At 60.7% G+C, this 15,247-nt stretch carries 11 protein-coding genes and 3 pseudogenes; 2 read left to right on the top strand and 12 right to left on the bottom strand.

Translation table 11 applies throughout. The features are described from left to right. Positions 1 to 144: 144 nt before the first annotated feature. The 5 genes and pseudogenes from J8G15_RS13600 to J8G15_RS13620 all read right to left on the bottom strand — a co-directional run. Complete coding sequence (locus tag J8G15_RS13600; protein WP_210542671.1) at positions 145 to 1,620, bottom strand: M20 family metallopeptidase; 1,476 nt, start codon at positions 1,618 to 1,620, stop codon at positions 145 to 147. Continuing rightward, a complete protein-coding gene (gene asd / locus J8G15_RS13605; protein ID WP_210542672.1) occupies positions 1,617 to 2,480 on the bottom strand; it encodes an archaetidylserine decarboxylase in 864 nt (287 codons plus the stop codon). The genes J8G15_RS13600 and asd overlap by 4 nt, the downstream gene beginning before the upstream one ends. A 9-nt stretch (positions 2,481 to 2,489) precedes the next feature. Then, positions 2,490 to 4,445, bottom strand: a pseudogene (locus tag J8G15_RS13610) (SulP family inorganic anion transporter). 21 nt (positions 4,446 to 4,466) lie between these two features. Beyond that, complete coding sequence (gene chrA / locus J8G15_RS13615; RefSeq protein WP_210542674.1) at positions 4,467 to 5,780, bottom strand: chromate efflux transporter; 1,314 nt, start codon at positions 5,778 to 5,780, stop codon at positions 4,467 to 4,469. 60 nt (positions 5,781 to 5,840) lie between these two features. After that, a pseudogene (locus J8G15_RS13620) lies at positions 5,841 to 6,233 on the bottom strand (methionine biosynthesis protein MetW); the annotation flags it as partial. A gap of 325 nt (positions 6,234 to 6,558) precedes the next feature. Here J8G15_RS13620 and J8G15_RS13625 point away from each other — a divergent pair. After that, positions 6,559 to 8,003 (top strand): annotated as a pseudogene (locus J8G15_RS13625) (transposase). Between the two features lie 382 nt (positions 8,004 to 8,385). Here the strand turns inward: J8G15_RS13625 and J8G15_RS13630 are convergent. Continuing rightward, positions 8,386 to 8,853: a nuclear transport factor 2 family protein gene (locus J8G15_RS13630; protein WP_210542676.1), complete on the bottom strand. Its 468-nt coding sequence runs from the start codon at positions 8,851 to 8,853 to the stop codon at positions 8,386 to 8,388. Between J8G15_RS13630 and J8G15_RS13635 the strand changes: the two genes are divergently transcribed. Then, entirely contained in the window at positions 8,852 to 9,007 is a 156-nt protein-coding gene (locus J8G15_RS13635; protein WP_210542678.1) for a hypothetical protein, read from the top strand. The two genes, J8G15_RS13630 and J8G15_RS13635, sit on opposite strands and share 2 nt — an antisense overlap. Positions 9,008 to 9,048: 41 nt before the next feature. Here J8G15_RS13635 and cynS read toward each other — a convergent pair whose 3' ends face one another. The 6 genes from cynS to J8G15_RS13665 form a co-directional block, all read right to left on the bottom strand. Further along, positions 9,049 to 9,492 (bottom strand): cyanase, encoded by a 444-nt coding sequence (gene cynS, locus J8G15_RS13640; protein ID WP_210542680.1) that lies wholly within the window; start codon positions 9,490 to 9,492, stop codon positions 9,049 to 9,051. Positions 9,493 to 9,645: 153 nt separating this feature from the next. Further along, a complete protein-coding gene (locus J8G15_RS13645; protein WP_240538283.1) occupies positions 9,646 to 10,443 on the bottom strand; it encodes an ABC transporter ATP-binding protein in 798 nt (265 codons plus the stop codon). A gap of 67 nt (positions 10,444 to 10,510) precedes the next feature. Beyond that, positions 10,511 to 11,374 (bottom strand): nitrate ABC transporter permease, encoded by an 864-nt coding sequence (gene ntrB, locus J8G15_RS13650; RefSeq protein ID WP_210542684.1) that lies wholly within the window; start codon positions 11,372 to 11,374, stop codon positions 10,511 to 10,513. Between the two features lie 157 nt (positions 11,375 to 11,531). Beyond that, positions 11,532 to 12,941: a CmpA/NrtA family ABC transporter substrate-binding protein gene (locus J8G15_RS13655; RefSeq protein WP_210542685.1), complete on the bottom strand. Its 1,410-nt coding sequence runs from the start codon at positions 12,939 to 12,941 to the stop codon at positions 11,532 to 11,534. A gap of 151 nt (positions 12,942 to 13,092) precedes the next feature. Further along, entirely contained in the window at positions 13,093 to 13,767 is a 675-nt protein-coding gene (locus J8G15_RS13660) for a response regulator transcription factor (RefSeq protein ID WP_210547590.1), read from the bottom strand. Between the two features lie 20 nt (positions 13,768 to 13,787). Next, a complete protein-coding gene (locus J8G15_RS13665) occupies positions 13,788 to 14,960 on the bottom strand; it encodes a PAS domain S-box protein (protein ID WP_210542687.1) in 1,173 nt (390 codons plus the stop codon). Between the last annotated feature and the right edge of the window lie 287 nt (positions 14,961 to 15,247).

A 15,247-nucleotide genomic window follows, 5' to 3' on the forward strand; every position in this document is an offset into this window, starting at 1 on the left:
GTGCGACTTGATAAAGGGTTGGTTGGGCAAGAGGTGAGAGCGTCCACTCCCCTCGACCACCCAGCAGGCGAGGTTATCGCCGTCTCAGGCAGTCAAGGGGGTTGATACTCGCCCGTTTAATTGTTAACACACCCAGGTTCCGCACTAGCCCGGCACACGCGCCATCACATGAGCGACAGCGGCGGTGAGTTTTTTGGCATACGGCACATGCAAAAACTCGTTCGGGCCGTGCGCGTTGCTCTTGGGCCCGAGCACGCCGCAAACCATCATTTGTGCTTTGGGAAAGCCCTTGCTCAGCATGTTCATGAGCGGTATGGTGCCGCCTTGGCCAATCGTGCCGCAAGGTGCGCCGAAAAAGCTTTGCGATGCGTCGTTCAATGCGTTTTCAAACCAATCTACGGTGCTGGGTGCGTTCCAGCCAGTGGCACCGCCACCGCCTTCAAAGGTGACTTTGGCGTTGTAGGGGGCGTTGTCTTCCAGCAGCCTTTTAAGTTCTTGCACGGCTTGGGAGGCATCCACCAGCGGCGGAAAGCGCAACGACAACTTAAAGGCGGTGTAAGGCCGAAGCACATTGCCAGCGTCTTTGAGTGCTGGAAACCCCTCAGCGCCCGTGACACTCAAGGTGGGGCGCCAGGTGCGGTTCAGCAACGCCTCGACGGGGTCAGTCGTCATCGGCAGCGTGAAGGCACTTGAGCCTTCGCAGTCATAGTGCGCCCACGGAAAGCGCTTGTACAGCTCGACGCCCAGCGTGGCTGCGGTGACTTTGGCCTGGGCTAGGCGGTCAGCAGGAATGGCGCAGTGAAAGCTTTGCGGCAGCAAGCGGCCCGTGGCGCTGTCCTCCAGCCGGTCAAGCACATGGCGCATGATGCGAAAGCTCGACGGCACCACGCCGCTGGCGTCGCCTGAATGCACGCCTTCGTCCAGCACCTCAACCTTCAGCACGCCGCCGCCCATGCCGCGCAGGCTGGTGGTCAGCCAGAGCTGGTCGTAGTTGCCTGCACCTGAGTCCGGGCACACCACCAGCGCCACGTCGCCCAAGCGCTTGCGCAGCGCGTCCACGTACGGTAGCAAGTCGTAAGAGCCGCTTTCCTCGCAGGTCTCAATCAACCCGACGATGCGCGGGTGCGGCACGTTTTGCGCCTTGAGCGCTTGCACCGCCGCAATGCTGGCATACACCGCATAACCGTCGTCAGCACCGCCGCGTCCGTAAAGTTTGCCGTCTTGATACTTGGCAGTCCACGGCCCGAGGTCGCTACGCCAGCCGGTAAATTCAGGTTGCTTATCCAGGTGGCCGTACATCAAGACCGTCTGCGTCGAATCAGCGCGTGTCGCCGGAATCTCAAAAAACAGAACCGGGGTACGGCCTTCAAGACGAATGACTTCGAGCATTAGCCCTTCCACCTTTTGCGCCTCCACCCAGGCGGCTGCGTTGCGCATCACCGTATCAATGTAGCCATGCGCCTTCCAGTCGGCGTCAAAGCCGGGCGACTTGGCAGGGATGGCGATGTAGTCGCTGATTTGCTGGACGATGTCGCCGTCCCACTTGGCGCTGACCTGGCTCAAAGCTTGCGCCGCATTGAGGATGTCAGCGGGGATTTCTTTGTGTAGTGGTGCGGTCATTTGGGCTCCTGAATGTCTTGGTATTGAGCCATGGCTTCACCCAAACGAATTGGGCGGGCTGGCTGCCAAACCGAATTGAATGCCAAGGGTGCTTTGGGGAAAAGCATGACGACGGTAGAGCCGAACAAAAATCGGCCCATCTCGTCGCCTTGCTTGAGTTCCACCTTTTGATCTGCATAGTTCCAGGTTTTGACATCCGGCAGGCGCGGCGGGTTAACCACACCATGCCACACGGTGGCCACGCTGCCGACAATGGTCGCGCCCACTAGCACCAACACAAATGGGTCACGTGCAGACTCAAACACGCACACCACCCGCTCGTTGCGTGCGAACAAACCCGGCACGCCGCGCGCGGTGGTCGGGTTGACGGAGAACAAATCGCCCGGCACATAAATCATCTGCGTCAGGCGGCCGTCACACGGCATATGAATGCGGTGATAGTCCCTGGGGCTGAGGTACAGCGTGGCAAAACTGCCGTCGTTGAACTGCGCTGCCAATGCAGCATCACCGCCCACCAGTGCGGTGGTGGAATAGCGGTGGCCTTTGGCCTGGAAGATCTGGTCGCCTGAAATCGGGCCAAACTGGCTGATCGCGCCATCGACCGGGCAGATCAGATCAGCCTGAGCAATGGGCCGTGCATCAGGTTTCAAGGCACGGGTAAAAAAGCCATTGAAGCTGGCGTAACTGGCAATGTCGCTGTTTAGTGCCTCATCCATGTTGACGTTGTACTTACCCACAAACCAGCGAATGATTTCAGTGGTGACCCAACCACGTTCACCGCCAGCGACCCAGCCTGAAAATACGTTGATGGCGTGGTTAGGGGTGAGATACTGGGGGAGAACGGCTAAACGAGGATGCATCGGGTTATTTTATGGGGTCGAATCAGGTGAATGAGGCAGACTTTTGCATTCCCAAAAGATACGTGCCGTACAGGTGCTGCAAATGGTCGGGTCGAGCTTGGGGAAGATCGTAGCAATCGCCACCCGCTTGTCAGAGAACTGGTGCTCGGGCCCCAGCAGCCGCGTGAAGCCTGTGGTTTGCCACATCGCAAGCACCTCTGGGCGCGGGCGGTGAAAGTACAAATCGCCGCCTATGGCGCGGCGCGCGTTGAGTTCTTGCTCCCACAGCTCAGCACCGGCCAGATCAATGAAGTTCATGCTTTTGCCCATCACGAGCAGGTGCTTTTGCGGGTTAGGCTCGTGGCGCAGAGCGTACAACTTGCCGGCCACATGCTGGGTGGCACCAAAATAAACCTCGCCTTCCATCCGAAGTAGTTTGAGTTGTGGGCATTCGGGTAAATGGTTGGCCCCCACGCTCTTCGCTTCGCGTAATTCGCTGCACCTTGCAGGCCGCCGCTTGCCCGAGGCTTCGCTTCTGGAGCCTGTCCAAACCTGCTCAAGCAGGTTCGGAGCCGCAGGCTCCAGCCCCGGGGGAGCTGGCCTTGCTAGGGGCGGTCCGTCGCTGCGGCCTTTTGAAGTGGCGTCGTCAAGCACGACAAACTGTCGGTTGTCGCTTGTGGTGTCAAACCCCATCGTGCGTATGGCGGGTTTGGACGTGCGGTACAAAAAAGTCATCAGCGACAACAGCGTGCCCAGCAATATCGCCATCTCCAGCCGAATCGTCAAGGTGGCAACCAACGTGGCCAGCGCTACAGCAAACTCGGTTCGGCTTAACGTCAACAGCTCGCGCCAGCGCGGTGAGTAAAACAAAAACACCGCCACCAAAAGCAACAAACCGGCCAATGCCGCCATCGAAATTTTGGCCAGCACCGCGCTGCTGGCGGCCACCAATACCAGCAACAAGAGCGCGGCAAAACCGGCCGCCAGCGGCGTGCGTGCGCCTGCTTGAAGGTTGGGCATGGACCGGTTCATGGAGCCGCATGACACGTAGCAAGAGAAAAACCCACCGACGATATTGGACAAGCCTTGGCCACGAAACTCCCGGTTCCCATCAATGCGCTGGCCTGACTTGGCAGCCACAGCCTTGGCAATTGAAATAGCTTGGCCCAGCGCCACAATCGTCAGCGCAAAGGCCAGGCCGAGCAGCTCGGACACCGATGCCCAACTGATTTGAGGAAGTACAAAGTGCGGCCAGGGGGTGGTGATTTGGCCAATGGTGCGCACCGCCATGCCTGTGGCTGAAGCCAGCGCGGTTGCTGCGGCCAAACCGATCAGCATGTAGGGCCAGCCAGGGCGCAGGGAGCGCACACCCAGCGCCACCAGCACCGTTGTCACCCCAGCCAGCAACGAAGCCTGGTCGATCTGCCCAAGCAGCGTGGCCACATGCATCAACACCGCAAATGCACCACGCTCTATGGCCGGTGGCAAGCCCAAAAACTCTGGCAACGCATAAATCGCTATTAAAACCGAGGCGCCTGAGGTAAAGCCAAAAAGTGCTGCCGGTGAAATAAAGTTGGCCAGGCTGCCCAGGCGCAACGCGCCAATCAAAAACTGCATGACACCCACCATCAGCGTGTCAGCCAGCGCCAACTGAACATAGGCAGGCGTGAAGGCCAGCGCCAGCGCCAGCGGCGACAGCATGGCAAACAGCGCCAGTGAAATGGTATTGGTCGGCCCCGACATGACGTGCCAGCTGGAGCCAAACAGCGCAGCAATGATGCAGGGGATAACCGCCGTTTACAACCCGTACTCAGGGGGCAAACCCGCCAGTGTGGCAAATGCAATGCCCTGCGGCAAGACCAGCACCGCGCCCAGCAGCCCCGCCAGCGCATCGGCACGCAGCGTGGTGAGCGTGACGGTGGACGTCCAGTCACCCAACAAGCGTTGCCAGATACTGATGTTGCGGATTTGTGATGCGCCTTGCATGGGCTTTAGCTTAATGCCGCTTCAAGCCCAACCCAGCAAACGCAGCACCAGGCCCGCCGCCGCCGCCGCCGCCACGATCACCCGAATCACGCCCCACTTCAAGGCCCAAAACGCCAGCGCTGCAACCAACACCATGCCCAACGCCACCCAGTCAACAAGCCCAGCAGCACCCGAAGGACGGGCGACGGCAGCTATAAAAAACAAAGCTAAATTGGCAATCACACCAACTACAGCAGCCGTGACTGCCGCCAGCGGCGCGGTAAGCTTGAGATTGCCACGGGTTGACTCCACGTAAGGTCCGCCCGCCAGGATAAAAATGAACGATGGCAAAAACGTGAACCAGGTGCCCACACAAGCGCCCAGCGCAGCGCCCAAAAACAGCGCCTCGGGGCCAAACACGGCCTTGCCCCAGCTGGCCACAAACCCGACAAACGCCACGACGATGATGAGCGGGCCGGGCGTGGTTTCACCCAAAGCCAGGCCGTCCATCATCTGCGCGGTGGTCAACCACTGGTAATGCTCGACTGCTGCCTGGTTCACGTAAGGCAACACGGCATACGCGCCACCAAAAGTCAGCAACGCTGCCTTGGTAAAAAACCAGCCAATTTGTGTCAGCGTGCCTTGCCAGCCAAAATTGAAAAACAGCAGCGCCATTGGCAGCAGCCACAGCAACGCGCCTGCCAGCAGCACCCACGCCAAGCGAGACAGCTTGAACTTGGCATGCGGCGGTGTTGGTGAGTCGTCGTCAATCAGTGCGGCTTCATGCGCTCCACCGGCCTTGCCTGCATGTCCGCCGCCTTTGCCAAGAGCACCCGGCGCAACCCGCGACAGCACCACACCAATCAACATCGCCATCAGCACGACCAGCGGAAAAGGCAGCCTGAACAACCAAGCAGCTATAAAAATCATAGCTGCTAGAACCCATGTAACGGGCGCTATGAATGGATTACCCAATGATTTACTCGCGATTCGGTGCAGCGCATGCAGCACAATCGCTACCACCGCAGGCTTGATGCCGTAAAAAATACCCGCCACGATGGGTTGCTGACCAAAGGCTATGTAAATCCAGCTCAGCCCAATCAGCAGCACCTGCGATGGCAGCACAAACAACGTGCCCGCCACCACGCCGCCCCAGGTGCGGTGCATCAGCCAGCCAAGGTAAGTGGCCAGTTGCTGCGCTTCCGGGCCGGGCAGCAGCATGCAAAAGTTCAGCGCATGCAAAAAGCGTTTCTCAGAAATCCAGCGGCGGCGTTCAACCAGCTCGCGGTGCATGATGGCGATATGCCCAGCAGGCCCGCCAAAGCTGATGAAGCCCAGTTGTAGCCAAAACCGCAAGGCTTGGGCAAAGGAAGCCGCTGCTGCTGGCGCTTAGTCAACTGTTTGACCCGACATCGTCTACTGTCCTTGGAACTTGAACACCGCCCGACTCGCCAATGCATTGGGCCAAAAGCGGACTTCACGACCGTCCTGCAAACCAAACAGGTCAAGAATTTCAAGCTGGTTTTTCACGGCCAGTGCTTCAAAGTCCTGCAACGTGCCGACGCGAATGTTGGGTGTGTCGTACCACTGGTACGGCAGCACTTTGGTCACAGGCATCCTACCGCGCAGCGCCGCCAGGCGGTTGGGCCAATGGCCGAAGTTGGGGAACGCCACGATGCCGATGCGGCCGACGCGAGCGGTCTCGCGCAGCATGACTTCGGCGTTTCGCAGGTGCTGGAGCGTGTCGATTTGCAGCACCACGTCAAACGACGCATCGCCAAACAATGCCAAGCCTTCGTCGAGGTTGAGCCAACTCGCCCCATCCGGCCGTCACGACCAACAACAGCCTCTGGCTTCGTCAGGAAGGCAGGTACTCCCGGCTCCGACTTTCGCTGACCACGCCGGCGGCCATCAGGCGCTGGACCTCGGCCTCGGAACGCCCTAACTCTCCCAAGATGACCCGGGTAGAAGCGCCGTATTTTTTGAGTCAAATCGGGCTGCAGCCCGCGTGGAGAATGCGCAGACAGCTATCAACTCAGGAGTATCTGGCGCACCCAATGGTTGGCACTGTACGCGCAGAAGCTGGATATAAACCCAGTATAATCAGGCACTCAGCCCACGCTGGCACTGCCCCATGCCCGCCACTGCACGCCCAACGCAAGCGCATTCTCATGCGGGTGGACAAGCCGGTGCAAAGCCCGAGCTCTACAACCCACGCCACCCCGAGCGGACTCTGCTCTACCAAACCATAGCCGAACACTTCGAGACCTGGCATGAACTCGCCAGTTGCGGCCAGTTCGACGGCCAGGGTGACAACCACACGCCCAAGCCCTTTGTGCGTCAGGCCTTTCGCAAATACCTCGAATGCGGCATCTTTGCCCACGGCTTTGCCAGGGCGTGGTGTGATGATTGTGGACACGACTACTTTGTCGCCTATTCCTGCAAAGGCCGGGGCGCCTGCCCCTCGTGCAACACGCTTGCGCTGTGGAGACAGCGGCGCATCTGACGGACCACGTCTTTCCCCGCCTGCCGGTGCGCCAGTGGGTGCTCTCGGTACCAAAGCGGCTACGCTACTTCATGCAGCGTGACGGGGCAGTGCTGGGCATGGTGCTGCGCATTTTCTTGCGGGTCATAGCGCAAAGCCTGCAGGACCATAGCCCTGGTGCGGCAAGTGTGGACAAGGCGACGCTGCAGATTGGCGCAGTCGCCTTCATCCATCGCTTCGGCTCCAGTCTGAACGGGCATGTGCACTTCCACGTCTGTGTGGTCGATGGCGTGTTTGAGGAAGTGGCGGTGGCGGTGGAGGGTGAGGCCGATGCCCAATCCTCGCCGCCGGGCATCGTCTTTCACCCGGCCAGTGCTATCGATGAGACCGCTGTGGCCCAAGTGCAGACCGATTTTCGCCGACGCATTCTGCGCGCCTTCGTGGGTCGGGGCCTGCTGGAGAGTTGTGACGCCAAAGAGATGCAGGGCTACCAGCACAGCGGCTTCTCGGTTGATGCCGGTGTGCTCATCGAAGCGCACGACCGTGCAGCGCTGGTGTACCGCTGCGCCAAACAGCACAGCGAGCCTGGCTCTGACAAGCGTGGCGCCAAAGTCGACGAGCTACACCTCACGCCGCTGGAACTGATAGCCCGCATTGCGGCGCTGGTGCCACCGCCTACGAGGCAAACCGAGCCAGCCAACATGAGCAAGGGCACACCTGGAGTGACACCGCTGGGCCACGCGATGCCACCCACGCCCGAGCCTGCGCCACCAGCCAAGCGCTCACTGGCGCATTACCTGTGGGCGGTGCTGATCGCGCGTATTTACGAAGTGTTCCCGCTCTTGTGCCCGATGTGCGATGGGCAAATGCGCCTGATCGCGTTCATTACCGAGGGCACGCAGATCAGGAAGATCCTTGATCACATCGGGGTGGACTCAGAACGTCCGCACATTTCCCCGGCGCGCGGGCCACCGTTGTGGGAGGGCTGTGGGGATGCGAAGATGGATGGCGGGGCGCAAATCGAGCCAGCAGACTGGGATCTGGCAGCGCAACCGGCACCCGACTACGATGTCGATCAGCGCATCAACTGGTGAACTGGCTGGACTTGGGGTTTTGCCTGGACTTGGGGTTTTGCCAAAACGGTGACTCAGCCTCGCTGGCGGGTAGCTATGCGCCCGGCATACCCGGCGCACCGCTAATCTCTCTTGTGAACAGCGCATTTTGGCGGTGGCACGGCCTTACTGCGGGCGCGGTGCGGGTTTCTACGTGGGGCGAGGGCTTTTCCAAGGGGCGATACTTGGCCTCATGCGGTTGAATTTCCTATTCGTTGCCAAAAGCCTTTGCCCTGCCGGGGCTGGTCAATTGACAGTGACAGGTAAAAAATGCCCCGTTAAGCCGAGCCTGCTGACGGCCACCAAGCAGTGGTGGATTGGGTTGCCGGATCAACCGGTTATCGGCTTCGGGGCCGCTGCAGGGTCAGAGCCCCCGCTCGCTCAGGCCTGGCTGGTCGTCTGGGCGGATGCCGAGCGGCCAGTGGAACAGGCGCTCGCTACCGGCAATGGGATGGTCGTTGATGCTGGCGTGGCGCTGCTCCATGTAACCCTGGGCGTTGAACTGCCAATTTTCGTTGCCGTGGGAGCGGTACCACTGGCCCGTGTCGTCGTGCCATTCGTACACGAAGCGCACGGCGATGCGGTTGTCAGCGCAGGCCCAGAGTTCCTTGATGAGCCGGTAGTCCATCTCCTTGGCCCATTTGCGCACCAGAAAAGCATGCACCTGCTCGCGACCATGCGGGAACTCTGACCGGTTGCGCCAGCGCGTGTCTTCGGTGTAGACCTTGACCACACGATCAGGATCGCGCGAATTCCAGGCGTCTTCGGCCATGCGCACTTTCTGCACGGCAGTCTCGGCTGTGAAAGGCGCAAGCGGTGGGCGAAGTTCCATGAGTCACTCAACTTTCGATGATGCGCAGGCCTTCAAGCAAGCGACGGGTTCACGCCAACAGGTACAGGTACGGCGCGCGGTGCGGTGCGGTGCGGTGACCAAGGATGCCGCCGTACCCGGCTTTGCCGGGCTGCCAGCATCGCCCGCTCGATAGCGGTGGCGAAGCTGGCGGCGCGGGGGTGGGTGCATCTGTTATCAATACTGCTTGTACGGCAGAAACTTGCCCGACATGACGATGTTCACCCGGTCACCATTCGGGTCGGCTTGGCGTTTCATGTCCATCTTGAAGTCAATGGCGCTCATGATGCCGTCGCCAAACTCTTCGTGGATGAGTTCCTTGAAGGTGGTGCCATAGACACTGATCAATTCATAGAACCGGTAGATCAATGGATCGGTGGGCACCGCGGTGGGCATCGATCCCTTGTAGGGCACGACCTGCAGCCACTTCTGATCTTCGACAGAGAGACCAAAGATCTCGCCCAGCACCTTGGCCTGGACCGGTGTGGCGGTCATCTGGCCCAGGCACAGGGCTGTGGTCCATTCCTTGGACTGGCCCACCTTCTTGGCCACATCGGCCCATTGCAGGCCTTTTGACACTTTGGTGGAGATGATTTTTTCAGTGACGGCGAGTCGGGTCATGGTGTTGCCTCGTTGTTGATGAATAGAAAAAGAAAACCGAATAAATAGAACAGCCACTGGCGCGAAGACAGCCCAATCCCGGACGGCGCGGGACCGGCTTTACAAGTCGGCCAGCGCCGCCCTTTGGGGGTCGGGCGCAGCGCGGCATAGGGGCTAGTGAGCTTTCGCACGTGACACAAGAAAGTCCACGATGTGATTGCGTAGTTCGTAATAGCCGTCGAGATGGTGCAACTGCGCCCGTGTGCGGCTGCGCGGCAGTGGATTGACCACCACCTCGGCCATCCCACCAGGGACGTAGCCGCCGCCGGGCAGTTCCTGGCCATTGGTCATGAGCAGAATTCGGTCGGCCAGCAAAATAGCCTCGTCCACGTCGTGCGTGATCATGAAAACGGTTTGCTGTGTCTGACGCACGATGCTCATCAGTTCTTCCTGAATGCTGCCGCGTGTGAGCGCGTCCAGCGCACCAAAAGGCTCGTCAAGCAACAGCATCTTTGGCTGAATAGCAAACGCGCGCGCAATGCCCACGCGCTGCTTCATGCCGCCCGAGAGCTGGCTGGGTTTTTTCTCAATGGCAGACTCCAAACCCACCATGGACACGTACTTCTCCACTTGCTCGGCGACCTGCGACTTGCGCCACTCGGGCCAGCGCGACTTCACCGCAAAACCGATGTTTTGCCGCACAGTCAACCAGGGCATGAGAGCGTGGCTTTGAAACACCACACCGCGCTCCAGGCTGGGACCAGCGATTTCGCGGCCGTCCATGAAACAGTGGCCGCTGCTGGCGGTGTCGAGGCCGGCGAGCACGTTCAGGACGGTGGTCTTGCCGCAACCGCTGTGGCCGATGATGCAGACGAACTCGCCCTTGTCGATGGTGAACGAGACATCGGCAAACACCGGCTTGTCGGCCTGGTAGGCCTTGGCCAGCTTCTCAACCTTCAGAAAACCGGACATGGCATTTACCAGGGTGGTTGCGACGGGACGCGGGGATGTCAGGGGGGCGATATGTCGATCGTTGGATTCACTCCACATAGGTCACCGCCTTTTGCAATTGGGCAAACATGAGGTCCAGCAGCATGCCGACCACGCCAATCACCAGCACCGCAAAAATCACGTTGGTGAGCGAGAGGTTATTCCACTCGTTCCAGACGAAATAGCCGATGCCGGTACCCCCGACCAGCATTTCGGCCGCGACGATCACCAGCCAGGCAATGCCCATACTGATGCGCATGCCTGTGAGGATCGTGGGTGCCGCCGCAGGCAGAATCACCTGCAAGGCCTTGCGCATCGGACTCACCTCCAGCGTACTGGCCACATTGAGCCACTCACGCTTGACCGAAGCGACCCCAAAAGCGGTGTTGATCATCATCGGCCAGATCGAGCAGATGAAGATCACGAACACGCCGCTCACGTTGGAGTCCTTGAGCGTGTACAGCGCCAGTGGCATCCAGGCCAAGGGGCTAATGGGCTTCAAGACCTGGATAAACGGATCAAACGCCTTGTGCAGAAGCGGCGACATGCCAATCAAGAAACCCAGTGGGATGGCCACTGCCATGGCCAGCAGAAAGCCCGCCGCCACGCGCGCCAGCGAATGCCCGAGCTGGATGCCCACGCCCTTGTCGTTTGGGCCTTTGTCGTAGAACGGGTCCGCCAGATGGCCCCAGCTCGCCTTGGCCACTTCCAGCGGCTGGGGGAAACCAGTGGTTTTTTCGGCGCCTGGGTCTTTGCCCAGCAGCTTGGCGTATTCGATCTCTTCAGTCGTCATCCCGGCGCTCGAGCCGCCCACCGATGGGGCGTCAGTTGCGAGCTGCCAAGTCCCGATGAACAGCACGAACAGGATCGCGGATACCAACCCGGCGCGCAAATTGAGATTGAGTGTTTTCATGGGGCAACCTCTCGCGCGCTTGACGCACATTCGGCAACGAAGAAGATGGGCTCGTTCAGCCCGAAGTGTCTCAACCCAGCAATGCCATGGGACCGGCTTCGCCGGGACGCAGGCATCGCCTCAGTGAGTGGAGCGCGCGAAGCGCGGTGGTGGTGTTTCATGCCTTGCTGATCGCAAAGCTCTTGGCGTAGGCTGCTGCCTTGGCCGGATCAAACTCCTTGCCCATGATGGTGTGCTTGGTGTAGCCGGACCCCGCCTGGAACGGCATGCCCAGGTCCTTCATGTGCTTGCGCGCGTCGGTGATCAGAAACACCTTCTCGGCAATCTGGTTGTAGTTCACCTCGCCCTTGACATAACCCCAGCGCTGCATCTGCGTGAGCATCCACACGGCCATGCTCTGCCAGGGCATCGGGTCGAAGTCGGCGCGATCGGGAACGCTCAGAACATTGCCCAAGCCATCCGCGAAACGGCCGGTCAGCACCTGTGCCACAACCGTCTCGGGTTGGTTCAGGTAGGCCTGGGGCGAAATGACCTTGGCGATCAACTCTCGGTTCTTCGCTTGGCGCGCCATGGCGGCGGCGGTCAGCACAGCGCGGTACAAGGCCGCAAAGGTGTTGGGGTTTTGCTGAATGAACTCGGTGCTGGTGCCGAAGGCGCAACAAGGGTGACCGCTCCACAGGTCTTTGGTCAAGATGTGCAGGAAACCAATCTCGTCGTACACCGCGCGCTGGTTGAATGGGTCTGGGCCGAGGTAACCATCAATGTTGCCGGCGCGCAAGTTGGCTACCATTTCAGGCGGCGGCACGACGCGGATCTGCACGTCGGTGTCCGGGTTGATGCCCGCCTCGGCGAGGTAGTAGCGCAACAAGAAGTTGTGCATTGAAAACTCAAACGGCACACCAAACTTGAAGCCTTTCCACTGCTTGGGATCGCGCTTGTCCTTGTGCTTGTTGTGCAGCGTGATCGCCTGACCGTTGGTGTTCTGGATCGTAGCTACGTTCATGGGCACTGCGTTGGAGCCCGCGCCCATCGAGATCGCCAGCGGCATGGGAGAGAGAAAGTGCGTGGCGTCGTATTCCTTATTGATCATTTTGTCGCGGATCAACGCCCAACCGGCCGTCTTGATCACTTCAACGTCGAGGCCTTGCTTGTCGTAGAACCCGAGCGGCTTGGCCATGATGAGTGGCGTGGCGCAAGTGATCGGGATGAAGCCGATCTTGAGCTTGGTCTTTTCCAGCGAACCCTTGTTGTCCTGGGCCATGGCCTGCAGGCTGGCCACGGGCAGCAGGCTGGAGATCGCGGCCATCGCCGTGCCCTTGCCCACTGCGCGCAGAAAACGCCGGCGCACTTCGTCCTGCGGGAACAAGGCTTTCATCAGCGTGGCCTCGATGAACTCGTTGCTGTAGGCCTCGAACTCGGCTGTTTCGCTGCGCTCGCGCAGGGTGCGGGTAGCCTGCTCTGCGCCGTTCTGTTCAGCCTTGTGCTCGGCCACGGTGTGGTCGCGCCCGCAACTGCACTTCATCATGAGCGGACGGTCGGCGTTGTAGGGATCGAAGAATTCAGACATGGCACACCTCTTGAGTTAAAGACAAGGGTGCTGAGCAAGCGCTGGGCCAACTTGGTGAGTTGCGCGGAATTTTGCCGCTTATCGCCGCATTTCGCAGCAGCAATCATGACGCGCTGTAGGGCTGGCCCTACAAAAACGGGGCGAGCAGGGCTCAGGTCGGGCGCAGGACGTCCGCACGCAGTTGGCGCTCGGCATACAGTGCGAGCTCCACATCGTTCTTGGTGCCGGTTTTTTCCAGGATGCGTGCACGATAAGTGCTCACCGTATTGGACGCCAGGCCCAATTGCGCACCAATTTGGGCCACGCTATGCCCCTGAGAGAGCAGGCGGTAGACCTGATGCTCGCGGTGCGACAGCGCTTCCGGCCCGGCCTGCGCCCTGGCCTGGCCAACCGCGATGGCCAAGGCCTCGGCGGTGGCTTCGGTCAGATAAACACTACCGCCCGCCACCTTGCGCACTGCGGCCAGCATGTCGTCAGGATCGGCGCTCTTGTTCAGGTAGCCGCTGGCGCCCAGGCGGATGCAGCGCACCGCGTATTGCTTCTCGGGGTAGGTGCTGAGCATGAGCACCGGGAGCCGCGGGTGTTCCCGCTTGAGGGTTTGCAACACGTCGAGCCCATCGATGCCGGGCAGTGCAATGTCGAGCAGCACCAGACTCAGACCCGCCCCGTCGGGCGCCAGCAAGGCCGCCACCTGCGCCAATACCTCGGGGCCGGTGGGCGCCTCGGCCACCACGGCCACATCGGGCGCATCGGCCAGCACTTGCTTCAGGCCCTCGCGCACAATGCGGTGGTCATCGCCGATCAGCACGCGGATGGCGCCGGACATGAGGCCAGGTTCGTTTGCGGTCATGAGGAGGATTCCATTGGGATCGCCACCGAGAGGCACATGCGCGTGCCCGCGCCCGGCGCGCTGGTGATGTCGATGCGGCCGCCGAAGTGCCCCGCGCGCTCGCGCATGCCCATCACCCCGTAGGCGTCGGCCGCCTCGAAGGCTTGCGGGTGCGCGCCTTGGCCGTCGTCTTGCACCGCCAGCGTCAGCAGGCCACGTTGCACGGCAATGTGCACCTGCAGCCGATGGGCGCGGGCATGGCGGCCAACATTGCTCAGCATCTCCTGAAAGATGCGGAACACCGCCATGGCCAGCGGCTCAGGAACATCCAGCGCCCCATTCAGCACCTCGTCCACCGCCAACTGCCAGTCAAGCTCCAGCTCGGCCGACTGGACAAATTCCTGGGCTTGCCACTCCAAGGCTGCCCAAAGCCCTTGGTGGTCGAGAATGCTGGGGCGCAGGTCGGTGATGATGCGGCCCACGTTGTCCACCGCCGTCTCGATCAGGCGGCTCATGCTCTGGCACTTGCAGCGCATGCGCTCGCGGATATCAGTCGCCGCCTCGGGCGAGCGCTGCGGCTGCTCGGCCAAGCGCTTGTCCATCCAGTTCACGTCCATCTTGAGAGCCACCAGCAGGCTGCCAAGCTCATCGTGCACCTCGCGCGCGATACGGGTTCGCTCCTCTTCGCGCACCGTGTCCGACCAGGCGGCCAGCTCTCGCACGCGCTGCAAGGCGGTTTCCAGCGCCAGTGTGCGCTCACGCACGCTGGCTTCCAGGCCGTCCTTGGCACGCTGCAAGGCGTCGGCCGCGCGTCGCCGCTCGGTGATGTCCACAAAGGTCACCACCGCCCCCAAGACCAGGCCAGTCTGCACGATGGAATGGCTCGAATACTCCACCGGAAAGGACGTGCCATCGCGACGCCAGAACACTTCGCTATCGATGCGGCAGGGCAGGCTATGGCGAAAAGCATTGAATATCGGGCACTCGACTTCAGGGTAGGCCGAGCCGTCGGACCGCGCATGGTGCGTCAGCTCGTGCATGTTGCGGCCAAGCACTTCATGGGGTTCGTAGCCGATCAGGCGTGCGCCAGCCGGGTTGATGAACACGCACTGGCCGTCCAGGTCTACCCCATAGATGCCCTCGCCGGTGGATGCCAACAAAAGGTCCACGGATAAGAAATTCAACGGCATGAGACGAAGTATGGCATGGGTTGAGCATGTCTAAACACCCCTGGTGTCTAAGCTTGAACCACCGAATCACTGGATTGATCAAGCCCTTGGCCGGAAAACTGCGGGGCCCTTTCGCGGGCGCCGCCTACCCCGCAGCGGCCGCCCGCTTGCGGAGCTGATGTGCTCCAAAAAACGCCCGATCTGCGCGCCCTCGGGCATACAGCGATCATGCGTATCTGCCCAACGCACAACGGGCTCAACAAGGGAAAGGCCTCGTCGATGCGAGCGATCAGAACCGCCTACAGGCA

This window comes from Rhodoferax sp. PAMC 29310, assembly GCF_017948265.1.
Lineage (GTDB): Bacteria > Pseudomonadota > Gammaproteobacteria > Burkholderiales > Burkholderiaceae_C > Rhodoferax.